Annotated in this window: 22 protein-coding genes, 1 tRNA gene and 1 pseudogene; 6 read left to right on the forward strand and 18 right to left on the reverse strand. The window is 69.7% G+C overall.

What is annotated here, in order from left to right; genetic code table 11:
- Positions 1 to 4 precede the first annotated feature (4 nt).
- Positions 5 to 1,558, reverse strand: a complete 1,554-nt coding sequence (locus tag ACIGJI_RS01575; protein WP_363444035.1) for a carboxyl transferase domain-containing protein — start codon at positions 1,556 to 1,558, stop codon at positions 5 to 7.
- A 112-nt stretch (positions 1,559 to 1,670) separates the two neighbouring features.
- Here ACIGJI_RS01575 and ACIGJI_RS01580 point away from each other — a divergent pair, with 112 nt between their 5' ends.
- The gene (locus tag ACIGJI_RS01580) at positions 1,671 to 2,273 is read left to right on the forward strand and encodes a TetR/AcrR family transcriptional regulator (protein WP_259951545.1); all 603 of its coding nucleotides are present in this window, start codon (positions 1,671 to 1,673) and stop codon (positions 2,271 to 2,273) included.
- On the opposite strand, the gene ACIGJI_RS01585 is transcribed toward ACIGJI_RS01580, so the two are convergent.
- Genes ACIGJI_RS01585 through pdhA form a run of 3 tightly spaced genes read right to left on the reverse strand, consistent with a single transcriptional unit; the run spans position 2,266 to position 5,770 of the window.
- Positions 2,266 to 3,645, reverse strand: a complete 1,380-nt coding sequence (locus tag ACIGJI_RS01585) for a dihydrolipoamide acetyltransferase family protein (RefSeq protein ID WP_366243675.1) — start codon at positions 3,643 to 3,645, stop codon at positions 2,266 to 2,268. The two genes, ACIGJI_RS01580 and ACIGJI_RS01585, sit on opposite strands and share 8 nt — an antisense overlap.
- A complete protein-coding gene (locus ACIGJI_RS01590) occupies positions 3,642 to 4,652 on the reverse strand; it encodes an alpha-ketoacid dehydrogenase subunit beta (protein WP_363444041.1) in 1,011 nt (336 codons plus the stop codon). The genes ACIGJI_RS01585 and ACIGJI_RS01590 overlap by 4 nt, the downstream gene beginning before the upstream one ends.
- A 2-nt stretch (positions 4,653 to 4,654) precedes the next feature.
- Positions 4,655 to 5,770, reverse strand: coding sequence for a pyruvate dehydrogenase (acetyl-transferring) E1 component subunit alpha (gene pdhA, locus ACIGJI_RS01595; RefSeq protein WP_363444584.1), 1,116 nt, complete (start codon positions 5,768 to 5,770; stop codon positions 4,655 to 4,657).
- A gap of 171 nt (positions 5,771 to 5,941) precedes the next feature.
- On the opposite strand from pdhA, the gene ACIGJI_RS01600 reads away from it, so the two are divergent.
- Positions 5,942 to 6,415: an Lrp/AsnC family transcriptional regulator gene (locus ACIGJI_RS01600; RefSeq protein ID WP_025103414.1), complete on the forward strand. Its 474-nt coding sequence runs from the start codon at positions 5,942 to 5,944 to the stop codon at positions 6,413 to 6,415.
- Here the strand turns inward: ACIGJI_RS01600 and ACIGJI_RS01605 are convergent.
- Positions 6,387 to 7,286 (reverse strand): alpha/beta fold hydrolase, encoded by a 900-nt coding sequence (locus ACIGJI_RS01605; RefSeq protein ID WP_187664043.1) that lies wholly within the window; start codon positions 7,284 to 7,286, stop codon positions 6,387 to 6,389. The genes ACIGJI_RS01600 and ACIGJI_RS01605 overlap by 29 nt on opposite strands.
- Before the next feature lie 134 nt (positions 7,287 to 7,420).
- Between ACIGJI_RS01605 and ACIGJI_RS01610 the strand changes: the two genes are divergently transcribed.
- Positions 7,421 to 8,335 (forward strand): AraC family transcriptional regulator, encoded by a 915-nt coding sequence (locus ACIGJI_RS01610; RefSeq protein ID WP_363444045.1) that lies wholly within the window; start codon positions 7,421 to 7,423, stop codon positions 8,333 to 8,335.
- Positions 8,336 to 8,519: 184 nt separating this feature from the next.
- Positions 8,520 to 8,837: a hypothetical protein gene (locus ACIGJI_RS01615; RefSeq protein ID WP_060921991.1), complete on the forward strand. Its 318-nt coding sequence runs from the start codon at positions 8,520 to 8,522 to the stop codon at positions 8,835 to 8,837.
- Between the two features lie 53 nt (positions 8,838 to 8,890).
- Here ACIGJI_RS01615 and ACIGJI_RS01620 read toward each other — a convergent pair whose 3' ends face one another.
- The 8 genes and pseudogenes from ACIGJI_RS01620 to ACIGJI_RS01655 all read right to left on the reverse strand — a co-directional run bounded on the left by ACIGJI_RS01620 (position 8,891) and on the right by ACIGJI_RS01655 (position 14,529).
- Complete coding sequence (locus ACIGJI_RS01620) at positions 8,891 to 9,151, reverse strand: DUF6458 family protein (protein WP_187664041.1); 261 nt, start codon at positions 9,149 to 9,151, stop codon at positions 8,891 to 8,893.
- A 104-nt stretch (positions 9,152 to 9,255) separates the two neighbouring features.
- Positions 9,256 to 10,107 carry a hypothetical protein gene (locus ACIGJI_RS01625; protein ID WP_363444587.1) on the reverse strand — a complete coding sequence of 284 codons (852 nt, stop codon included), beginning with the start codon at positions 10,105 to 10,107 and terminating at the stop codon, positions 9,256 to 9,258.
- Positions 10,090 to 10,470 (reverse strand): annotated as a pseudogene (locus tag ACIGJI_RS01630) (globin domain-containing protein); the annotation flags it as partial. The gene ACIGJI_RS01625 and the pseudogene ACIGJI_RS01630, both read right to left, overlap by 18 nt.
- Before the next feature lie 89 nt (positions 10,471 to 10,559).
- Positions 10,560 to 11,066: a hypothetical protein gene (locus ACIGJI_RS01635; protein ID WP_268776338.1), complete on the reverse strand. Its 507-nt coding sequence runs from the start codon at positions 11,064 to 11,066 to the stop codon at positions 10,560 to 10,562.
- Positions 11,067 to 11,213: 147 nt separating this feature from the next.
- Entirely contained in the window at positions 11,214 to 12,977 is a 1,764-nt protein-coding gene (locus tag ACIGJI_RS01640) for a DUF5979 domain-containing protein (protein ID WP_363444048.1), read from the reverse strand.
- Positions 12,978 to 13,283: 306 nt separating this feature from the next.
- Positions 13,284 to 13,796 carry a hypothetical protein gene (locus ACIGJI_RS01645; protein ID WP_363444051.1) on the reverse strand — a complete coding sequence of 171 codons (513 nt, stop codon included), beginning with the start codon at positions 13,794 to 13,796 and terminating at the stop codon, positions 13,284 to 13,286.
- 94 nt (positions 13,797 to 13,890) lie between these two features.
- Positions 13,891 to 13,964: transfer RNA gene (locus ACIGJI_RS01650), tRNA-Ile, on the reverse strand.
- Between the two features lie 28 nt (positions 13,965 to 13,992).
- Entirely contained in the window at positions 13,993 to 14,529 is a 537-nt protein-coding gene (locus ACIGJI_RS01655; protein WP_363444054.1) for a gamma carbonic anhydrase family protein, read from the reverse strand.
- Positions 14,530 to 14,658: 129 nt separating this feature from the next.
- Here ACIGJI_RS01655 and ACIGJI_RS01660 point away from each other — a divergent pair, with 129 nt between their 5' ends.
- Complete coding sequence (locus ACIGJI_RS01660) at positions 14,659 to 15,144, forward strand: Dps family protein (RefSeq protein ID WP_025103404.1); 486 nt, start codon at positions 14,659 to 14,661, stop codon at positions 15,142 to 15,144.
- A 63-nt stretch (positions 15,145 to 15,207) separates the two neighbouring features.
- On the opposite strand, the gene ACIGJI_RS01665 is transcribed toward ACIGJI_RS01660, so the two are convergent.
- From ACIGJI_RS01665 to ACIGJI_RS01685, 5 genes are read right to left on the reverse strand one after another with little or no spacing between them, the layout of a single operon-like run.
- Complete coding sequence (locus ACIGJI_RS01665) at positions 15,208 to 16,704, reverse strand: amidohydrolase family protein (protein WP_363444057.1); 1,497 nt, start codon at positions 16,702 to 16,704, stop codon at positions 15,208 to 15,210.
- On the reverse strand, positions 16,701 to 17,342 hold the full coding sequence (locus ACIGJI_RS01670; protein WP_259951553.1) for an FMN-binding negative transcriptional regulator: 642 nt from the start codon (positions 17,340 to 17,342) through the stop codon (positions 16,701 to 16,703). The genes ACIGJI_RS01665 and ACIGJI_RS01670 overlap by 4 nt, the downstream gene beginning before the upstream one ends.
- 42 nt (positions 17,343 to 17,384) lie before the next feature.
- Positions 17,385 to 18,383, reverse strand: a complete 999-nt coding sequence (locus ACIGJI_RS01675) for an Fpg/Nei family DNA glycosylase (protein ID WP_259951554.1) — start codon at positions 18,381 to 18,383, stop codon at positions 17,385 to 17,387.
- 1 nt (position 18,384) lies between these two features.
- Positions 18,385 to 18,870 carry a ribose-5-phosphate isomerase gene (locus ACIGJI_RS01680; protein WP_363444061.1) on the reverse strand — a complete coding sequence of 162 codons (486 nt, stop codon included), beginning with the start codon at positions 18,868 to 18,870 and terminating at the stop codon, positions 18,385 to 18,387.
- Positions 18,871 to 18,900: 30 nt separating this feature from the next.
- Positions 18,901 to 20,085, reverse strand: a complete 1,185-nt coding sequence (locus ACIGJI_RS01685) for a ferrochelatase (RefSeq protein WP_363444064.1) — start codon at positions 20,083 to 20,085, stop codon at positions 18,901 to 18,903.
- 169 nt (positions 20,086 to 20,254) lie between these two features.
- On the opposite strand from ACIGJI_RS01685, the gene pepN reads away from it, so the two are divergent.
- Entirely contained in the window at positions 20,255 to 22,807 is a 2,553-nt protein-coding gene (gene pepN, locus ACIGJI_RS01690) for an aminopeptidase N (RefSeq protein WP_363444067.1), read from the forward strand.
- The last annotated feature ends 78 nt before the right edge of the window (positions 22,808 to 22,885 follow it).

The raw sequence follows: 22,885 nt of genomic DNA on the forward strand, positions 1-22,885 counted from the left end.
GGGCTCACATCCGGAAGACGCCGAAGCGCGGCTCGGGCAGGGGGCTGCGGGCGACGACGTCCAGGGCGAGACCGAGGAGGTCACGGGTCTGCTCCGGGTCGACGATGCCGTCGTCCCACAGCCGTGCGGTCGCGTAGTACGGTTCGCCCTGCTCCTCGTACTGCGCCCGGATCGGCTCTTCGAACGCCGCACGCTCCTCCGCGGTCCACGCCTCCCCGCGCGCCGCGAGCTGGTCGTCCTTCACCGTGGCGAGCACCGAGGCGGCCTGAGGCCCGCCCATCACCGAGATCCGGCTCGCCGGCCAGGTCCAGAGGAATCGCGGCGAGTAGGCGCGCCCGCACATCGAGTAGTTGCCCGCCCCGAAGGAGCCGCCGATGATGACGGTGAGCTTGGGGACCCGGGTGGTCGCCACCGCCGTGACCATCTTGGCCCCGTCCTTCGCGATCCCTCCCGCCTCCGCATCGGAGCCGACCATGAACCCGGTGATGTTCTGCAGGAAGAGCAGTGGGATGCCGCGCTGATCGCAGAGCTCGATGAAGTGCGCGCCCTTGAGCGCCGACTCGCTGAACAGCACGCCGTTGTTCGCGACGATGCCCACGGGGTGGCCGTGCAGCCGCGCGAAACCCGTCACCAGTGTGGTGCCGTACTCGGCCTTGAACTCATGGAATGTGTCGCCATCGACGAGGCGTGCGATCACCTCGCGCACGTCGTACGCGGCGTTGACGTCCACGGGAACCACGTCGTACAGGGAGCCGATCTCCGCCGGGGCGCGACTCTCCCCGACGTTCCAGGCCGGGGCGAGCGGCGGCGGCAGCGTGGCCACGATGTCGCGGAGGATCTCCAGCGCGTGCTCGTCGTCGTCGGCGAGGTGATCCACGACGCCGCTGCGCCGGGCGTGCAGCTCCCCTCCGCCGAGCTCCTCCGCCGTGACGATCTCGCCGATGGCAGCCTTCACCAGAGGAGGCCCGCCGAGGAAGATCGTGCCCTGTCCGCGGACGATGACGGTCTCGTCGCTCATCGCGGGAACGTAGGCGCCACCCGCCGTACACGATCCGAGGACCGCCGCGAGCTGCGGTATTCCCCGCGCGGACAGCCGGGCCTGGTTGAAGAATATGCGTCCGAAGTGCTCGCGGTCCGGGAAGACCTCGTCCTGTCGAGGAAGGAAGGCGCCGCCCGAGTCCACGAGGTAGAGGCACGGCAGACGGTTCTCGAGGGCGATCTCCTGCGCCCGCAGGTGCTTCTTCACGGTGAGCGGATAGTACGTTCCGCCTTTCACGGTGGCGTCGTTGCAGACGACCATGACGTGCCGGCCGTGGACCAGGCCGATGCCGGCGATGACACCGGCCCCCGGCGCCTCCCCGCCGTACAGACCGTCGGCCGCGAGCGGGGCGATCTCGAGGAACGGGCTGTCCTCGTCGAGGAGACGGGTGACGCGGTCGCGCGGGAGGAGCTTCCCGCGGGCGACATGTCGCTCGCGGGAGGCCGCGGGGCCACCCTGCGCTGCGGTCGCGAGACGGTCACGGAGCCGCTGGGCGAGTGCTTCCTGGGTTGCCGGCATCGTGACGTCCTCCTCGACCCACGTCGCGCCGGGCGGGGAACCTGGCGCGCTGCATGCATTCTCGGTTAGTGTTCACTAACCCGTCGATTCAGGTTAGCGAGGATTAACTGAGATGACAAGCCCCGCCACCGCCCGTGACCGCGCCAAGGCAGAACGCTCCGACGCCCTTCTGCATGCCGCGGCTCGGCTCTTCGCCGCGCGCGGGTACAGCGGGGTGAGCCTGGAGGACATCGGCGCTGCCGTCGGTGTGTCCGGGCCCGCGGTGTACCGCCACTTCGCCGGGAAGCAGGCCCTTCTCGGAGCGGTCCTGGTGAAGGTCAGCCAGGACCTCGTCGCGGGCGGACGACGCGTGTCCGAGGAGACGAGCGCACCCGACGAGCGCATGCGCGGGCTCATCCGCTTCCATGTGGAGTTCGCGCTCGGCAACGCCGAGGTCATCCAGGTGCAGGATCGCGATCTCGCCTTCCTCGACGAGGACGATCGCGCCGAGGTCCGCCGACTGCAACGCGCCTACATCGAGCTCTGGATGGACGCTCTCGCCGCGCTCGAGCGTCCGGAACCGCTCGACCGGGACGAACTCCGGCTCCGCGTGCAGGCGTGCTTCGGTCTCATCAACTCGACCCCGCACAGCACGCGGGCCGCGACGAGAAGGCACACGGCCACCGCGACCGTGCTGGTCGCGATGGCCGAGGCTGCACTGCGCGCCGCTAGCTGAGCAGCATCGCCCGTCCCGGATCCTCGAGGATGTCGGCCACGTCCTTGAGGAACGTCGCGCCCTCGGCCCCGTCGACGAGGCGATGATCGAAGGACAGACTCAGCGTCATGAGCTGACGGAGTGCGATCTCACCGCGGTACTCCCACGGCTGCCGCCGCACCGCGCCGACCGCGAGGATCCCAGACTGCCCTGGCGGGAGGATCGGCGTTCCGGCCTCCACCCCGAACACCCCGATGTTCGACAGGGAGAACGTGCCCCCGGCGAGCTCGGCCGGGGAGGTCTTCCCTGCGCGAGCGGTGTCGGCGAGCCGCCTGACCGCGGTCGACAGCTCCACCAGGTTCATCCGCTCCGCATCCCGGATCATCGGCACGATGAGACCCCGATCGGTCGCCGCGGCGATCCCCAGGTCGACATAGCTGTAGTGGACGATCTCGCCGGACTCCTCATCCCAGCGCGCATTCAGGCCGGGCGCCCGGCGCAGAGCGAGACAGACGGCCTTCGCGACGACGGCGAGCGGGCCGATCCGGTGCTCCGCAAGCGCTCGGTCCTCGCGGAGACGTGCCAGCATCTCCATGGTCGCGGTCACATCGACCGTGTGGAAGACCGTGACGTGCGGGGCGGTGAACGCGCTCTGCACCATCGCCGCTGCCGTGTGCTTGCGGACCCCGCGGATCGGGACGCGCGTCTCCCGCGGCCTCCCCTCCGCGCGCGGAAGGGTGCCGGAGGCCGCGGTGGTCTCGCGCTCAGGCGTCCCGGCGGGCCGTGACGGCTCCGCTCCGACACGCTCCGCGTACGCATCCACGTCTGCCCTCGTGATCACTCGGTCACCGACTTCCGCAGCGACGAGGACGAGGTCGACGCCCCGTCGCTTGGCGTAGGCGCGCACCGGAGGGGTGGACCGTGGTCGCTCCAGAACGGGCTCGATCGCGACCGATGGCGTCGCGTCGTGCGGCGCTGCCTCGAGAACGGCGGTGTCGGCCGCCGAGGCCACCTGGGCGGCACTCCGGCGCCGCACCCGGCGCGCGGGGCGTCCACTCGATGTCGGGGCGGCTCCGTAGCCCACGAGGTTCGGCTGCGCCTTCTCCGCGGAGGCCACCTCCTCGCCACCGGACGGCGCCGCCGGAGGATCGTCCCCCTCGATGTCGAAGGCGATCAGCGGTGCTCCCACGGCGACGGTCTCTCCCGCGTGCGCGTGCAGGGTCGACACCGTGCCTTCATAGGGCGACGGCAGCTCGATGACGGCCTTGGCCGTCTCGACCTCCGCGAGGGTCTGATTCAGCGCGACGCTGTCGCCCGGCGCGACGAGCCACTGCACGACCTCCGCCTCGGTGAGTCCTTCGCCGAGGTCGGGGAGACGGAATTCGGCGATCATGCGTCCGCTCCCGTCAGGCTGTGCGGGCGATCCATCACGCGATCGACCGCATCGAGGATCCGGTCGAGATCCGGCAGGTGGTACTTCTCGAGCTTGGCAGGCGGGTACGGCACGTCATGCCCGGTGACCCGCAGCGGAGGGGATTCGAGGTACTCGAAGCAGAGCTCGGTCACGCTCGCGATGACCTCCGCGGCGAGGCCGGCTTCCCGGGAGGCCTCATGCGCCACGATCACACGCCCGGTCTTCCGCACCGAGGCGGCGATGGAGTCGTAGTCCACCGGAGAGAGCGATCGCAGGTCGATGACCTCCAGGGCGACGCCCTCGTCTTCCGCGGCCTCCGCCGCCTGCAGCGCGGTGCTCACCATGGCTCCGTAGGTGAGGACCGTGACGTCCGTCCCGGAGCGCACGACCCGGGCGAGTCCCATCGGCGGCGCATCCGCGAGCGGTGCCTCGAGGTCGACCTCGCCCTTGTGGTGATAGAGCCGCTTCGGCTCGAAGAACACGACGGGGTCGTCCGACGCGATCGCCTGCCGGAGGCTCCGATAGGCGTCCTCCGGGTTCGAGACGGCGACGACACGGAGGCCCGCCGTGTGGGCGAAGAAGGCCTCCGGCGACTCCGAATGATGCTCGGCGGCACCGATTCCGCCGGCCCACGGGATCCGGATCGTGATCGGCATCTTCACCCGCCCCTGGGTGCGGTAGTGCAGCTTGGCGACCTGCGAGACGATCTGGTCGAAGGCGGGGTAGACGAACCCGTCGAACTGGATCTCGACGACCGGGCGGTAGCCGCGGAACGCGAGACCGACGGCCGTGCCGACGATCCCGGACTCCGCGAGCGGTGTGTCGATGACCCTGGCCGCCCCGAACTCGTCGAGGAGGCCGTCGGTGATCCGGAAGACGCCGCCGAGCTTGCCGATGTCCTCGCCCAGGAGCACCACCTTCTCGTCGTCGCGCATCGCCTGACGGAGGCCGGCGCCCAGCGCCTTGCCGAGAGTGAGTTCGGTCATGGTCACGCCTCGCCCTCGAACGACGCGAGGTATGCCGCGTACTCGTCGCGCTGCCGCTCCAGGCCCGTGTGCGGCTCGGCATAGACGCCGTCGAACACCGCCAGCGGCGGACGGGTGACCATGCCGAGGCAGGTCGCGCGCATCTCCTTGGCGACCGCGTCCGCAGCCGCCTGCGTCTCGGCGAGATGCTCCTCGGTGAGGTCCCCGGTCGCACGGAGGTACGCCTCCAGTCGCGTGATGGGGTCGCGGCGGCGCCAGGACTCCAGCTCGGCCTCGTCCCGGTACCGGGTGGGGTCGTCCGCGGTGGTGTGCGGGCCCATCCGATATGTCACGGCCTCGATGTAGGCCGGGCCTTTCCCGGAGCGCGCGTGGGCCAACGCCCAGCGCATCGCCGCCAGGCAGGCGAGGACGTCGTTCCCGTCCACACGGAGGCTCGGGATCCCGAACCCGGGCGCGCGCCCGGCGATCGGATACTGCGACTGCACGGCGACCGGCTCGGAGATGGCCCAGTGGTTGTTCTGACAGACGAAGACGACCGGCGCCTGATACGACGCGGCGAAGATCATCGCCTCGTTCACATCCCCCTGGCTGGTCGCCCCATCACCGAAGTAGGTCACGGCGACCTCCGATGCCTTCTCATGCTGGATGCCGAGCGCGTACCCGACCGCGTGCAGGGTCTGGGCGCCGATGATGATCTGCAACGGAGCGACGCGGAGGGCGGCGGGATCGTAGGCCGCCCCTTCTTCACCGCGCCACATCCGCACGTAGTCCCCCGGCTGCGCGCCGCGCGCGTAGATCACGCCGGTCTCCCGGTAACTCGGGAAGACGTAGTCCTGCGGATCGAGCGCTCTGGCCGTACCGATCTGCGTGGCTTCCTGGCCCTGGCACGGCGCCCAGAGTCCCAGCTGCCCCTGACGCTGAAGGGCCACGCCCTCGGCATCGATGCGGCGGAGGATGACCATGTCGCGGTGCAGTGCCCGCAGCTGCGCGGCGTCGACATCGGTGACGAACGGGTCGAGGCGGTCGTTGGCGACACGGGTCCCGTCCGGAGCGAGGATGCGCTCCGACAGCTCCAGATCCTGGGCGGTGTCCGCAATGGGGGTGGTCTGCGGCGACATCATCGTCCTCCTCGTCCCTGGCGGCCCTCGTGGGGCGACGCGCAATGGTGCCAGCGTCATCACCGGCATGGTCTGAGGGTACGTCCGGTGAACACCTCGCTCAAGCAACTCAATCTGGATTGAGCATGTTGCTCATTTTTCTCCGGTCGCGTGCTGCTAGGGTTTGGCACTATGCCTGGACTGGACCGGATCGACCTGGAGCTTCTCGCCGCGCTCGCCGACGACCCGCGCGTGACCATCGTCGCTCTCGCAGAGCGCATGAGCCTGTCGCGGAACACCATCCAGGCGCGGATGGCGCGGTTGGAGCAGAGCGGCGTGTTCCTCTCCTACGAGCGCGCCTTCTCCCCCGATGTCCTGGGGTTCCCGCTGCAGGCGTTCGTCAGCATCGGCGTCCGCCAGACCGAGCTTCCCCGGATCATCAACGAGCTCGCGCGCATCCCGGAGGTCGTCCAGGCGCACGGCCTGAGCGGCTCCATCGACCTGTTGGCGCGCGTGGCATGCCGCGACGCGCGTCACCTGTTCGACACGGACGCCCGGATCCTCTCGATCGAGGGCGTGGAGCGCACGGAGACCTCGCTCGCGATGGGCGAGGTGATCCCGTTCCGGGTGGCCGGACTCATCGGCCTCGCGCGACGGGAATCCTGAGGAACCGACGGACCGCTCCGGCCGCCTCGGCCGGGGTCTCGTAGTGGATCAGGTGACCCACGTGCGCGATCTCGACGAGGGACGCGTCCGGGAAGAGAGTGACCAGCGCGCGCTCCGCCTCGATCGGGGTGATGTCGTCCTTCTGGGCGGCGATCAGGAGCGTGGGAACGTCGATCGACGGCGCGAACTCCCTGACGTCGTGGGAGACGCTCGCGACGAACGCGTCGTGCAGGACCTCCCGGTCGGAGAACCGCGAGAAGTAGGTGTCGTGCTGGTCGTGGATGAAGCGACGCAGCTCCGGATCCCGCGTCTTCGCCATGGTCACGCTCATGACACGGACGATCACCCGGTTGCGCAGGAGCGCGGTGCCGATCCGCGGCGGAAGCTTGGCACCGAGAGCGTAGTACAGCACCGCCAGTCGGGTCATGATGCCCTTCGGTCCCTCCAGCGCGGGCGCGCCGATGGGGTTCACGAGGATCAGCCGCGGGGTCTCCAGCCCCCCGGCGACGGCGGCGGCGGTCACGATGGAACCGAACGAATGGCCGAGGATCACGGCACCAGGTGCCGTGGCCGCCGTGAAGTCGGTGAGCCATCCAGCGTACTCCGCCAGATCGTGGCGGCGACCGGGCAACGGCGCGGACTCCCCGAATCCGGGGAGGTCGGGAGCCAGCACCCGGAGTTCAGGCAGGAAGGCCAGGACCGACTCGAGACCGTGGTGCTCGCCCCGGAAGCCGTGGACCGCGATGACGGTCGTCTCGGCGTCGTCCGGACCGTACGCCCAGTACGCCGTCGATCCGCCGCGGACCTCCACCTCATGGCGCTGCACCGGAATCCGGCTCAATCGCTCCGCATACGGGGAAGGCACACTCATGATCCGAGTCTACGAGGCCCCGACCGCGCGGCCCGCCCGCGGGCCCGCGGAGCATCCCCACCGTGCTGTCAGTGGCATGGGCTACTGTCCAAGAAGCCCCGGCCGCCCGGAAGAGGGCGCAGCAAGGAGTGTCGGTGCAGTTCACATCCACGGACATCGAGCAGGTGGAGACCACCTGGCAGCAGTTCGTGCCCTCGGCGACCCTGCAGGACGTGGACCCGCGCCGGTTCCGCTTCGATTGGCGCTCGGTGGAGGCACCCTCGATGTCGCTGGTCCGTTACCAGCTCGCCGCCCAGGTGCACTCCCGCGCCGAGCCCGAGGATCAGCTGCTGGTGTGCCGCGTGGATGCCGCCGATGCCCGGATCTGGTCGGGGCGCCAGGGACTGGACGCCGCCCAGCCGTGGCTGACGGACGGCGTCCGCGTGGAAGCGAAATGGAATCAGGTGGCCCGGGTCCGGGCCCTCGTGTTCGATCGGACCGCAGCGCGCGACTCGATCAGGCAGATCACCGGCGACGACCGCCTCGAGCTCCGGGCCACCGGGCTCGCTCCGCATACGCGGGAGGACGGAGCGCGGTGGGAGCAGATGTTCTCCTATATCGACGGCTCGTTCGGACCGGACGGCGCCGCCCCTCTCATCGCCGCAGAACTCGAACGCCACGCCCTCCTGCTGACGATGTCGGCGTTCCCCACCACGTTCAGCGAGTCGCTGCACCGTCCCGCGCAGCGCTCTGCGGCACCGACCTCGGTGCGTCGTGCCCTGGCGTACATCGAGGACAACGCACATCTGCCGATCACGGTCGACGACGTCGCCGCGGCCGCGTACATGTCCACGCGTGGCCTGCAGTATGCGTTCCGCCGCGCACTCGACATCACACCGAACGAGGCCCTGAGGCGTGCTCGGCTCGATGGCGCGCATCGGGATCTGCGACACGGCAAGGGAGCCTCCGTGTCGGCCGTCGCCCGCCGATGGGGTTTCAGCAATGTCTCCCGGTTTGCCATCGCCTATCGCGAGGCGTACGGGAATCCGCCCGTCCTGGCGGCCCTGTGACGCCGGACTGACACCGCGCGCATACTCTGTTCGCGCCCGACGGCGAGTCCCGGCGATGCGCACGATGTCGTGCGCAAATTGGGTAGAGTCCAAGTATCCCCGGGAGCGGTCTGCCGTCTTCCCCCTGCACGTTCCGAAGGAGCGCCATGAACACCCCCGCCTCCCGCGCGAAGGTCGGCTGACGATGGGCAGCCTGTACTACGGCGACACCCAGACGCCGATCCAGATCGAAGACCGCGCACTCGCGCACCTCAAGGTCGTCATCGCCACCAAGCTGCGGCGCAACGAGAGCTTCACCCTCTCCTGGCGCCACCCCGAGGGCGACGCCCCCGGCCGCTCCACGCTGTGGCTGCACCCGTCCATCCCTCTCCGGTTCGTCTTCGACGAGGCCGAGACGCCCGAGCTGAGCCGTCGCTGGATCGAGGAACTCGCGCACTCCGCGAACTCGAGCGGAGGCATCACCCTCGTCGAGGAACATCTCGAAGGCGCAGACGTCGTCTGACGAGAAGGGCCGCGGGTTTCCCCGCGGCCCTTCTCGTTTCCGAATGAGTCAGCTCAGAGGCCCTCGTCCGAACTGGAGCTGACCGAACGCCGGGTCGTGGGCTCCCCCGTCGCCGGGTCGACGTACGTGCGCGACACGGTCTCCGTGCGACGTCGGCGGGCGAGTAGCACGATGCCGATGAGGAAGATGATCACGCCGGCACCCATGAGGATGTAGCCGACCATGTCCAGGTTGACCCACGGCACGTCGACGTTGATCGCGAACACGAGGATCGCTCCGATGACGAAGAGCGCGATTCCGCTGCCGATGCTCATTGTCTCTCCCGTTCCGCGGCGCGGTGCCGCTCTCGGGGAGCATGGCAGCGCCTCGTGGCGTCGAGGAGGGGCTTGACACGGCCACGCTCAGGTCTCCGGGACTCTCAGGCCGCACCGGACTCCGGGCGCCGGGCCCAGAGGTCAGGGCCGAAGACCTCGTAGTCGATACGGTCCGGCTCGATCCCGCGGGCCGTCAGTGCGCCCCGAACGGCTTGCATGAACGACAGCGGCCCACAGAGGAAGACGCGTGCCGTCGGCGGAAGGTCGATGCCGGCGAGATCCATCCGGCCGGACCGCACCGACGGCCCCTCCTCCACGCCCGCCGTGTACCAGGTCAGGGCGCGGACGTCGCTCAGATGCTGCGCACGACCGCGCACGGCAGAGACGAGGGCGTGCGTGTCCGGCTCCCGGTCCACATGGAACAGGTGCACCGGCCGGTCGGGACGCCGCTGTGCGAGGTCGTCCACCATCGCCGCGACGGGAGTGATGCCGATTCCCGCCGAGATCAGGACCAGCGCGTCATCGGAGTCGTCGAGGAGCAGGTCGCCGGCGGGCTGGGAGACATCGAGTACCGTACCGACCTGCGCGTTCTCGTGCAGCCAGGTCGACACCTGACCGTCCGGTGCGCCGTCCACACCACGCACACGCTTCACGGTGACGCGCAGCGCTGCCCCGGGTGCAGACGAGGAGATCGTGTACTGCCGGGGCTGGCGCGTGCCGTCCGGGAGGTCGACGGCGACGGCCACGTACTGCCCGGTCCGATGGGGCGCCCGCTGACCGTCCACCGGCTCCAGGACGAGGGAGATGACGTCGCGGGCCTCCTCCACCCGCTCGATGACGCGGTGCGGCCGCCACGGGTGGTCCGGGTCTGTGCCCGCCTCCGCGTAGAGCCGCGCCTCCTCCGCGATGAGCGAGCAGCCGAAGAGCCAGTACACCTTATCCCACGCGGCGTGCACCGCCGGTGTGACCGCCTCGCCGAGGACCTCATCGACGGCGGCCAGGAGATAGCGGCCCACGATCGTGTACTGACGGGCCGACACCCCCAGCGAGACGTGGCGGTGGGCGATACGTCGCATCACCGGGGAGAAGTCCGGCGCGTCGGGATCGATGAGGTGGACGGCGAACGCCACGACGGACGCCGCCAGTGCCTTGGGCTGATCGCCCTGCGCCTGATGCGCGCGGTTGAAGACGTTCAACAGCTCCGGATGCGCCTCGAACATGCGCCGATAGAACAGGGTGGTGATCTCGTCGGCGTGAGAGGCGACGACGCCCGCGGTGGCGCGGACGATGGCTTCGGAATCCGTGGAGAGCTGCATGGCTGCCTTTCGGTCGGTGTCCGTTCAGCCTCTCGACGACGAGCGCGCCACGTCGCCGCGGATACCGTGGAAAACAGGACTCCGCCCCGCTTTCACCTCACGTAGCCGTAGGACTCGACCCGCGGGAACGCGAGTCCATCGCCTTCGCCCGTCCACACGCCGGTGAAGCGCAGCACGACATCGTCTCCGGCGTCGAGCGGCCCGTTCCACGTGACGGCGTTCTCCGCCGCGGAAGGGCGGCCGGAGGTCGCTTCCAGCGTCGACGCTGCCCAGGTCGAGTCGTCGAGGAGGCCGTCCAGGCGGAACGTGAGCGCGCTCTTCGTGGAGTCCACCTCGCCGTTGTTGAGGAACTGCATGGTGTACGTCACGGTGTCCCCCACCTGGGGATCGGTCGGGCTCATGTTGAACGTGTACTGGAAGAAGAGACAGGCAGGCCCGACGCGCTGCGCGAGCACGCCCGTGCTCAGCGGCTTCGACACGGCCGGGTCCGCAGGTGTCGCCTCCGCGTGAGCGGCGGGAGCGAGCGTCGCTCCACCGAGCGAAAGAGCGGCCGCGACGCCGAGGGCGGCAGAGGCACGGGCAATGAGCGTCTTGGTCATGAGAGATGCCTTTCTCCGACGCGCTGCGGCGTCGGCGTGGTCGTCGAGGGAAACTCCTCGACGACCACTAGACGCCGAATGGCACGATCGATCACGCGACGACGAAGAAGTCGTCGCGCGATCGATCTGCCCGGCCTCTCCTAGTCCTCAATCACCGGCGCGACCCGCCACCCGATGGCGGACGCCGAGCGCTGTCAGTCCCGCAAGCAGCAGCGGCGCTCCCAGGGCGAACGGGCCGGCGGGTCCCTCGGATCCGGTCAAGGCGAGCTCACCACCCGGAGGGGGCGGCGGAGTGACGGCGGTCCCATTGGTGAGGACCACCCCGAGCGTCGCGTCTTCGGAGATCGTGAGCGTCGCGCCGTCGTCGCCGACGTCGACTCCTGCGCCGGTGAAGTGCGGGCTCTTCCACGTGACGCCCTCCACGGCGATCGGCGCCTTCTCGCGGAGCGTGACGACCGTTCCCGCCGGCAGATCCGCGAGTCCCTCGCTCTCGCCGGCACGGAGCGCGAGTTCACCGGTGACGGAATGCCCGGCGAGCTCGTACGAGTACTCCACGGTGAAGGTCTGGTGCGCAGGAACGAGGGAGGCCCCGGCCCCCGTGACCTTCTTGGTCACCGTGAACCCCCCGACCGGCGGCGGCGTGACCGTCGTCGGGTTGGTGAGCGTCACCACGACTGTCGTGCCCCGTGCGATGGTGACGGTCGCGCCGCCATCGGTGATCGCCACATCGGTGCCGGAGAAGACCGGCGCCTGCCAGGTCACGCCGTCGACGTCCGCAGGCGTGACCTCAGACAGGGTGACGACCGTGCCGGCCGGCAGATCCTTCAGACCATCGGTCTGCCCGGATCGCAAGGCGAGCTCGCCCTCCACCGTCTGTCCTGCGCGCTGATACGTGTAGGCCACCCGGAACTCGCGGTCGTCGGGCACCAGAGCCGCGCCGGAACCGCTGACCTCCTTGGTCACGGTGAACCCGCCGACCGGGAGCACCCCTTCACCGTCTCCCCCGCCCTGGGAGTAGATGACCGGCGTACTCTCGGTGACCCACCGGGAGCCGGTCACGGTGTTGTGGAACGCATCACCGGGACGGACGTCGGCGGGCAGAGCCGTCTTGTAGCGGAGCACGTAGATCGCGTCGGCGACGATCGGCGCGTCGACCGTCACCGTGAACGACTCGGAACTGACCTCCGTGACGGTGAAGTCGCTGCCCGACTGCAGCGCCGTCGACACGGTGTACTTGCCTCCCGCCCAGTCCTTCGCGAGCACGTACGCCACGGTGACGGACGCGGGGTCGAGCACGAGGCCGGCCGTGAACGTGTCGCTGAGCGTCGGAGCCTCCCCGGCCAGCGCGGAGGACGGGATGTTCACGCCCCACGCGATGTTCCGACCGTCGAGCGTCACGTCGCCCCACTTGGTCGGGGTCGTCGGCGCAGGGAACTCCGGGACCGGCCCGATCCCGCCGGGAACGTCGACCGGGACGACGGTTCCGCCGCCCGTCGTGAACGGGATCTCCGTCAGTGTGGTCTCCTCGTCCGCCCTGGCGCGGAAGTGCAGGGTGCCGCTGACGTCGGTGTGGCTGTCCACGTAGTCCGTGAGCGTGCACACGAGCTCACCGGTCGACACCTCGCACGTTCCGACGGTCTGGCCATCCGGCGCCGTCAGGGCGAAGGAATCCCGCACCCCGGTCAGGCTCGGGCTCGTCGGAAAGGCGAGGCGGAACGTGTCTCCCGCGGTCGCCGTGTCCGGCACTGCCCAGGTCGCTTCGAACGCGATCCGGTCCCAGACCTTGATCTGGTCGGTGGGTTCGGTGATGGTCACCGAGGTGATCCCCGCGACCTCCGCAGCGCGGGCCGTGGCCGGCGTCGCGATGACGGCCGCCAGGGCCGCCAGACAGATCGCGAGCAGAGCACCCACGAACGTCCTCAGGCGCGTTCCCCGCGCGCCCGATCTGATTGCATGCTGAATGACTGGCACTTTCGACTCCCCAGATGATCGATGAACTCGCGCGGATGGCTTCTTCCGCGCGAGTGATGTCCCCAGGAAGGGATGCAGAACGGCGCGTTCTGTTACGCGGTTCGGTCGAACGGGTTTCTCGCGGCACGTGCAATATGCCGTGATCCTGCGGAAAACGGCGTCATGAAACGGTCACCTCGTCATCTCTCCTGTGACGGATCGCTTCCCCTTCCGACGCGTCCGTCCGTCTGTAGAGGCATTCGCCGTCTACCTGGTGCCGGGGGCATCGTTGTCTCTCCCCGCTCCCGGCACCTCCTTTCGCAGCGCATCGATGCTCCACCGGTAGCGCTTCAGCCCCGCGAGCAGGATCGCGGCGGCCGTGAAGACGAAGACCGGGTATCGGAACGGCGCAAGCGGCCCGAGGAAGACGAGCATCGTCACGCCGAACGTCACCGTGAGCAGCGCGGCGACTCCCGCCGCGAGCCGGGTCCACAGCCCGACGGCCAGCAGCAGAGCGAGGACGGTTTCCAAAGCCGTCGCCAGCACGGCCGCCGTGTCCACCACCAGGTCGACGGGGACAGGGACGAGCTGCGCCGTGTACGCACGGAAGATCGTCCACGATCCCCACGACACGCCATCAGCCCCCGGGCCGCCGAGGAGCCCGAAGCGGTCGGCGACGGCGAGGGCGAAACTCGCCGCGATCGCGAGACGCAACGCGATCTGCCCCACGTCCTCGATCCGACGACGGGTCTCCGCGTTCGGCACACTCGTGGTCGTCATGGCTCCTGCTCCGATCCGGAGGCTGACGGGCGTCGAGACCTCCAGAGGAGAGACGGGAGAACGCGGCGACGATTACGACGGACGAGACGGGTAGTAGGGCGGGTCGGACTTGAACCGACGATCGTTGGGTTATGAGCCCACTGCCTTAACCAGCTTGGCCACCGCCCCGTACCGCCCAGCCTAGCGGGGCAGGGCCTTACGCTTCCGTTGCGCGGACGTGCGTCGCCGCGTGCTCCAGGTAGATCGCCGCGTTCGCCACCAGGGAGGCACGCTCGTCGTCCGACAGCGCCCTGCGCACCTTCGCGGGAACACCGGCGACCAGGGAACCCGGCGGCACCTCGGTCCCGCCGAGCACCACGGCTCCGCCGGCGATCAGGCAGCCCTCTCCGATCACGGCACCGCTGAGGACGACGGCCCCCATGCCGATGAGAGAGCCGTCACCGATCGTGCAGCCGTGCACCACCGCGTTATGGCCTATGGACACCCGTGACCCGACGACGACGGGATGCCCGGCGTCGACGTGGATCGACACGTTGTCCTGCACGTTGCTGCCGGGTCCGATGACGATCGGCGAGGAGTCACCGCGGAGCACGGCGTTGTACCAGACGCTCGCACCGGGTCCGAGCGAGACCGCGCCCACGATGCGGGCGCCGTCCGCGACGAAGGCCGTGTCGTCGAGCTCGGGGATGCGATCCGGGAGGGCGAGGACGGAGGCTCCGGCAGCGATGCTCATGAGGCGAGACTACCCTCACTCCCCCGGAATCACGCGGAAGTGAGTGGAGCCTCAGCTTCCTTGCGGAATGTCTGAGGCTGAGTAGCGTTGTACTCGTCAGTCAGAGAACTTCATTCGGAGGAGCACAAGATGAGCAAGGCCCAGACCGTTTCCACCACCGCCATCGACCCGACTGTCGCCGCCGGTGCGGCGCAGTTCCTCTCCCCCGTCGTCCTCGGTCTCCAGGCGCTGACCGTCAACGGCAAGCAGGCGCACTGGCACGTCCGCGGCGCCAACTTCGTCGGCGTGCACGAGCTGCTCGACACGATCGTCGCCCACGCCGGTGACTTCGCCGACACCGCCGCCGAGCGCATCGTCGCTCTGGGCCTCCCGATCGACGCGCGTGTGAACGCCGTCGCCGAGAAGGCCGGCGCCACCGGCGTTCCGGCCGGCTTCGCGCAGTCGGACGAGCTGATCCGCGCCGTGATCGCCGACATCGACGCGATCCTCGTCGATGTGAAGGCCGCTGTGGAAGGCCTCGACGAGGTCGACCTCACGAGCCAGGATGTGGCGATCGAGATCCAGCGCGGCCTCGAGAAGGACCGCTGGTTCCTCGTGTCGCACATCGCGGCCTGACACCACGTTCACGACGAAGGGCGGCTCCGATACGGGGCCGCCCTTCGTCGTGTGAGCGCCGCCTCAGGCGACGTGCGTGAGGCGGCCGCCGAGCAGCGTCGTGGTGACGGGCATCGTCCGGAGCCCCGCCGCGTCAGCGATGCGAGGATCCGTCCCGAGGATCACGATGTCGGCGCTCTGACCGGGACGGAGAGATGTGCGGACACTCGCTTCGAGCGCCTGCTCCAGCGTCAGCCGCTCCTCCGGATGCCAGGCAGCACGGTCGTCGTCAGTCCGCCAGACGGCCGCGGAGATCGCGTGCCAGGGGTCGAGCGGGGCGACCGGCGCGTCGGACCCGAAGCGCACCTCCGCGCCTGCCGCCCGCAGCGAAGCGAGCGGATAGCCGATGGCCGTCTGACCGGCCCAGTGGTGCTCGACCAGGTCGCGGTCGTCCACCGCATGCTGGGGTTGGACGCTCGCGCGCACCCCGAGCCGGGCGAATCGAGCCAGATCCGCGTGCCGCACCAGTTGCGCATGCTCCATCGATCCCGTGGCCCCGGAGGCCCCGAAGGCGTCGAGGGCCGCCGTCACGGCGCGATCGCCGATCGCGTGCACGGCGACCTCGATCCCGGCTCCCGCCGCAGTGGTCAGCAGCGCCGTGAGCTCGTTCGGAGGCACCGTCAGCACCCCGTAGTTCGCGGGGTCGCCGGGGTACGAATGTGAGCAGGCCGCGGTACGGGTGCCGAGCGAGCCGTCGCTGATGACCTTCAACGACCCGACCCGCACGAGGGATCCGACCAGCCCGGTCGGATCCGACACCGCGAGGCGCTCCCCCGTCCGGAGGCCCGCGGTGATCGCCCGATCGAGATCCGCCCGATAGAACGCGAACTCGACACGGTGCGCGGCGAAGCCCGCGAGGATCCGTCGCGGCCAGGCATCGGCGTTCCACGCCATGTCGAAGTCGACCAGCCCGGTCACGCCACGCGCTGCGGCCGCCGCCCCCGCACGGATGACCGCCTCATCGCTGTGGGCAGGGTCGACGGCATTCAGGCGGCGGGAGATCTCGAACGCGTCCTCCTCGCGGAGCAGACCGTCGTCCCCGCGGAAGCCCTCGCGCGCCAAGGCCGCCGAGTTCAGCCAGACGCTGTGCACGTCCGCGTTGATCAGGTAGGTCGGCACGACGCCGGTTTCGGCATCGAGCGCGGCCACGGATGGCCGATCAGGCCACAGCGCGTCCCGGAACCCCGTGCCGATCCGTCTTCCATCGGGGAGGACCGGAGCGTCGCGCATCAGTCTCGCGGCCGCTGCGGCCGAGTCCGCCCCGTCCAAGGGCACGCGCTCCGCCGCCAGAGCCCACTGCACGGTGTGCACGTGGTTGTCCCACAGCCCTGGGACCGCCCAGGCACCGTCCGCTTCGATGACCTCGCCGCGCGCCGGCAGGGCCCCGGTCGGCGCGATGTCGACGATGCGTCCGTGGGCGAGGTGGAGGTCGACCGGCTCATCGTCCAGCAGGAACTCCCGCCCCGGACCCACGGGGCGGACGGCACGGACCGTTCCGACCTCGACTCCGAGGGCGCTCACGCCCCGCCACCCGTCCGTGCGTCCTGTGCACGACGCATCTCCGCGGCGAGGGCGGCGTTCTCATACGGGCCCTCGGCGTGCAGCGCCGCGATCACCGCCTCGATGGTCTCCGCGGGCTTGTTCTGGCTCAGCTTCCGCTTGGCGACGACCTTCGTCGGGGCGAGGCGGAAGCCGACCGTTCCGGATTCGAGTCTCTCGATGAAGGCCGCGTCGTTCGGACGCTCCCACATCAGGCGCGGGTCGGGCAGGCGCGACTCGAACCGCGCGACGAGGGCATCGAGCACACGGAGATTCTCCGCGGTGCTGAGGATCTCGGGAACGCCCGACAGGTGCACCGCGGTGTAGTTCCAGGTGGGGACGGCGGGGACGTCGCCGTACCAGCCCGGCGAGACGTACCCGTGCGGCCCTTGGAAGGCAAGCAGGATCTCCCGGTCCCCCAGACCGTGGATGGCGTCGTCCGGGCGGCCCACGTGCCCCACGACCGTCAGATCATCGCGGTCGTCGTCGAGGAGGACGGCATAGTGCGAGGCGACCAGACCATCCTCAGGCGCACTCACCACCGTCGCCCACGGGTTGGCGTCGATGACGCGGCGGATCTCGGCCACATCGGCGAGCGTGAAGCTCGGATTCTGTCGCATGGATCCCAGCCTAGAGCGGCGGAAGCCCCGGGGATCCCGCCCTCAGGCCTGACAGCGCGGGCACCAGTACAGCTTGCGGGCGCCGATCTCCTCCAGGGCGATCTCGGTCCCGCACACCCGGCACGGTAGGCCGGCGCGGTGGTAGACCCAGTGGCGGTCGTCGCGGCTGGCCATCGCGGCGCGGTACTGCTCAGGAGACAGTCCGTCCATGGTCATCATCTGACCGGTCTCCACACCGATGGCCAGCAGCCGCACCCAGTCGTGCCAGAGCGCCCTGACGACATCCTCCGGGACGTCGCGGCCCGGCGTGTGCGGGTTCAGGCGCTGCCGGTAGAGCATTTCGGCGCGGTACACGTTGCCGATGCCGCTGACGACCGCCTGGTCCATCAGCAGCAGCGCGATCGGGGTCGGCTTCTTCCGCACGGCGCGGACGAACCGCTCCTCGTTCTCCGCCGGATCGCCGACGAGCGGATCGGGGCCGAGCTTGGCCACGGTCGCCAGCATCTCCTCCGGCGTCTGCAGCACGCACGCGGTGGGACCGCGCAGGTCGGCCACGGTGATGTCGGTCATGAGACGGAGACGCACCTGACCCACCACGGGCGGGGGCCATTCGTCGACCTCGTCGGTCAGCCCCTTGGTCTGCTCGGACATCCGCACGTGGACCCTGGCGCGACGCGGAGCCCCGATCGAGGCGAGGGAGTTCTCACCCGCGTCGTCCAGGATCGCCTCGTCGAAAGTGGTGCCGCGCTGATTGGTCTGTCCCATCCGGCCGTTGGCCGACGCGATGGTGGGATCGACGAGGATCTCCCCCGCGAAGTCCCACGCGCCGTAGAGGCCGAGGTGCACACGCAGCCAGAGGTCGCCCTCCGCCTCGAGGAACATCTGCTTGCCGACGGCCTGCACGCTCACGGCCTGGCGCCCGTCGAGCACGGCGGCGCCCTCGGCGAAACGGCCCTGCGGGCTGGACGCGCTCATCGTCTTGCCGACGAAGTTGCGATCGAACTGCCGCGCGATGCGGTGGACGGAATGTCCTTCGGGCATGTCAGGCCCGAGGGTCCGGGAGGAGCGAGCCGTCCCGCTCGAAGTCGGCGATCTGGCCGATCCGGCGGACGTGACGCTCGTCGCCCGAAAACGGCGTCGCGACGAACCGGTCGATGAAGGCCGTGACCTCGTCGTAGGTGTGCTGGCGAGCTCCGATGGAGATGACGTTCGCGTCGTTGTGCTCGCGCGCGAGCTCGGCCGTGGACAGGTTCCAGACGAGGGCCGCGCGGACGCCGGCGACCTTGTTCGCCGCGATCTGCTCGCCGTTGCCGGAGCCGCCGAAGACGACGCCGAGCGCCGGCACCCCTGTCGCCTGATCGACGACGACGGCCTGCGCCGCCCGGATGCAGAAGGCGGGGTAGTCGTCGAGCGCGTCGTACTCCACCGGACCATGGTCGATCACCTCGTGCCCCGCGGCGCGGAGATGCTCCTGCAGCCGGGTCGAGAACTCGAGTCCGGCGTGATCGGTGGCGATGTGGATGCGCATGGTCTCCATCCTAGGATCCGGTGTCCCGACTCAGGGGGCGATGCCGGCCGCCGCGGGCTTGAACCCCGCGCGCACGTTCTCGCAGCACCCGGGACGGCAGACGTCGAACGCGCCGGGCAGATCGGTGACGTGCGGACGCTCCGCGTTCGGGCGACCCTGCAGGCGCTCCTCGATGAGGTCGACGATGCCCTCCACGAACGCCTCGCGGACACCGGGCGTCGGCGTGCGCACGAAGGCGAGGCCCGCCTCCTCCGCGGCTTCGGCGGCCTCGGTGTCGAGATCCCAGAGGACCTCCATGTGATCGCTCATGAAGCCGACGGGGACCACGATGACGGCCTTGCGGCCGCGAGCGGGGAGCTCCGCGATCACGTCGCAGACGTCGGGCTCCAGCCAGGGCTGCGACGCGGGACCCGAACGGGACTGGTAGACGAGCTCCCAGGGCACATCGGCGGCTCCCGGGATGGCCGCCCGCACCTGCTCCATCGTCCACTCCGACACGGCGAGGTGCTGCGCGGCATAGGCCCCGCCCTCGCCCCAGTCGATATCGCGGGCGCCGGAGCGCTCGGCGTCGGCCGCCGGGATGCTGTGCGTGGAGAAGAGGACCTGGATCTCGGTCGGCGCGAAGCCCTGGTCGAGATAGCCCTGCACCGACTCCCGCACGCCCGCCTCGAAGGCCTCGACGAAGCCGGGGTGGTCGTAGAAGGGACGGATCTTGTCGATGGTGACCGTCTCGCCGAGGCCGGTGTCCGTCAGCACGCGAGCGAAGTCCTCGCGGTACTGGCGGCAGCTGGAGAACGAGCTGTACGCGCTCGTGGCGAAGGCGAGGAGGGTGGTGTGACCGTTCGCGGACGCCTCGGGCAGCACGTCCTCCAGGTACGGACCCCAGTTGCGGTTGCCCCAGTACACGGGGAGGTCGATCCCCCGGGCCACGAGCGCCTTCTCCAGCGCGTCCTTGAGCACACGGTTCTGGCCGTTGATCGGGCTCACCCCGCCGAAGTGACGGTAGTGGTGCGCGACCTCCTCCAGACGCTCATCCGGGATGCCCCGACCGCGCGTCACGTTCCGGAGGAAGGGGATCACGTCCTCCTGGCCCTCCGGGCCGCCGAAGCTCGCCAAGAGGATGGCGTCGTAGGCGACGGGCGTGGTCACATAGGGGTCGCCGCCGGCAGCGGCGGGCGAGGCAAAGGGAACGACATTCGGCTCGATCGCGGTCACCCCTCCATCTTCCCACCTCCGCAGCCCCCGAGCGTCCGCGCGACCGTGACTATCCCCGGTCCGTGCGGATCGACGGCGCGCGCGTCGCTCTGGCGTAGGCTGTCATGGTTGCCGTCGGCGCCAACTGCGCCGACCCCGGTTACATCCCCTCACCCCTGGGAGTACAGCTTTGCCTGGAGAGAACCTCACCCGAACCGAAGCGCAGGAGCGCCGCGACGTCGTCGACACGCACTCCTATGAGGTCGCCCTCGATCTGACCAAGGGCGCCGAGGTCTTCGGCTCCCGGAGCGTCGTGCGCTTCTCCGCGTCCCCCGACAGCTTCACCTTCATCGACCTCATCGCCCGTGACGTGCGCGAGATCTCGCTCAACGGAGAGCAGCTCGACCCGCGCGAGGTCTTCGCAGACTCCCGGATCGCGCTCGCCGGTCTGCAGGAGGAGAACGTCCTCGTCGTCGACGCCGACTGCCTCTACACGAACACCGGCGAGGGCCTGCACCGCTTCGTCGACCCGGTGGACGGCGAGGTGTACCTCTACTCGCAGTTCGAGGTGCCCGACTCCCGTCGCGTGTTCGCCGTCTTCGAGCAGCCCGACCTCAAGGCCACCTTCCAGTTCACGGTGACCGCTCCCGCGGAGTGGAAGGTCGTCTCCAACTCCCCCACGCCCGAGCCGATCGTCCACGACGACGGCGTCTCGGCCACCTGGGGCTTCGAGCCCACGCCCCGGATCTCCTCCTACATCACGGCTCTCGTCGCAGGACCGTACGAGGCCACCTTCTCGGAGCTCACCAGCGCGTCCGGCCGGGTGATCCCGCTCGGCGTCTACGGCCGCAAGAGCCTCTGGCAGCATCTGGACGCCGACTACATCTTCGAGAAGACCCGAGAGGGCTTCGCCTACTTCGAGTCGAAGTTCGGCGTGCCGTACCCGTTCGCCAAGTACGACCAGCTCTTCGTGCCGGAGTTCAACGCCGGCGCCATGGAGAACGCGGGCGCCGTGACGTTCACCGAGACGTACGTCTTCCGCAGCAAGGTCACGGACGCCGTCAAGGAGCGTCGCGTCGTCACGATCCTGCACGAGCTCGCGCACATGTGGTTCGGCGACCTCGTCACCATGAAGTGGTGGAACGACCTCTGGCTGAACGAGTCGTTCGCCGAGTGGGCCTCGACCATCGCGACCGCCGAGGCGACCGAGTGGACCGAAGCCTGGACCACGTTCAACGCCATGGAGAAGACCTGGGCCTACCGCCAGGACCAGCTCCCCTCGACCCACCCGATCGTCGCCGAGATCAACGACCTCGAGGACGTGCAGGTGAACTTCGATGGGATCACCTACGCCAAGGGCGGCTCCGTCCTGAAGCAGCTCGCCGCGTGGGTCGGCATCGAGGCGTTCTTCGCCGGTGTCTCGCAGTACTTCCAGAAGCACTCCTGGGGTAACACCGAGCTCAGCGACCTGCTGTCCGAGCTGGAGGCCACGAGCGGTCGCGACCTCGGCACCTGGTCCAAGAAGTGGCTGGAGACGGCCGGCGTCAACACTCTCGAGCCGGTCGTGGCCGAGGACGACAACGGGAAGATCTCGCGCTTCGCCATCACTCAGACGGCTCCGGCCGACTACCCGACCATCCGTCCGCACCGTCTCGGCATCGGCTTCTACTCGCTGCAGGACGGCGCGCTCACGCGCACCCACCACATCGAGGTGGACGTGGACGGTGACCGCACCGAGGTGCCCGAGCTCCAGGGCCTGGCTCGCCCCGATCTCATCCTCCTCAACGACGACGACCTCGCGTACGCGAAGATCCGTCTCGACGAGAAGTCGCTCGCGACCGCGATCGCCCACCTCGCCGACATCCACGACCCGCTCGCCCGCTCGCTCGTGTGGGGTGCGGCCTGGGACCAGACCCGCGACGCGGAGACGCCCGCATCCGACTACATCGACCTCGTCCTCGGCAACATCGGTCGGGAGACCGAGTCCACCACGGTCCGGACCACGCTCGCGCAGCTGCGGACGGCCGCGACGCTCTACGTCGCTCCGGCGGAGCGCGAAACCGCACGGCTGAAGGTGGCCGACGGTCTCTGGGCGCTCGCCGAGTCGGCGGAGGCCGGCAGCGACAGCCAGCTCCAGTTCGTCACCGCCTTCGCGAACAACCTGGTGACGCCGGAGCACGCCGGCATCGTCGGCCGTCTGCGCTCGGGCGAGGAGACGCTCCCCGGACTCGACGTGGACGCCGACCTGAGCTGGCAGCTCCTCGTCGGCCTTGCGACGATCGGTGCGACCGACGCCGGTGCCATCGACGCCGCGCTGGCCGCCGACAACACGGCCAAGGGCGCGGAGTTCGCCGCGCAGGCGCGCGCGGCTCTTCCGGACGCCGCAGCGAAGCAGCAGGCCTGGGACGCGCTGATCGCGCGCGACGACGCCCCGAACACGATCGTCCGCTCCGCAGCCCTCGGTTTCGTCCACCCGGCGGGTGCCGAGGTGCTCGGTGCCTTCGTGTCGCAGTACTTCGACATGCTCCTGCCGGTGTGGGAGTCGCGGACCTACCAGATCGCCCAGTACCTGGTCGTCGGGCTGTTCCCCACCGCGCTCGCGGACGTCGCCCTGCGCGACGCGACGCGCGGATGGCTCTCCGAGCACCAGGACGCGCCGCCCGCGCTGCGCCGTCTCGTTCTGGAGAACCTCGCGGACGTGGAGCGCGCTCTCGCAGCGCAGTCCCGCGACGCCGAGGACTGACCCTCCGCCACCGACACGACACGGGCCTCTGCCGCCGCTCTTCCAGCCGGCGCAGAGGCCCGCTCGGTACCATCGAGA

The sequence above is a fragment of the Microbacterium sp. NPDC064978 genome (assembly GCF_044543605.1).
In the GTDB taxonomy this organism is placed as follows: domain Bacteria; phylum Actinomycetota; class Actinomycetes; order Actinomycetales; family Microbacteriaceae; genus Microbacterium; species Microbacterium meiriae.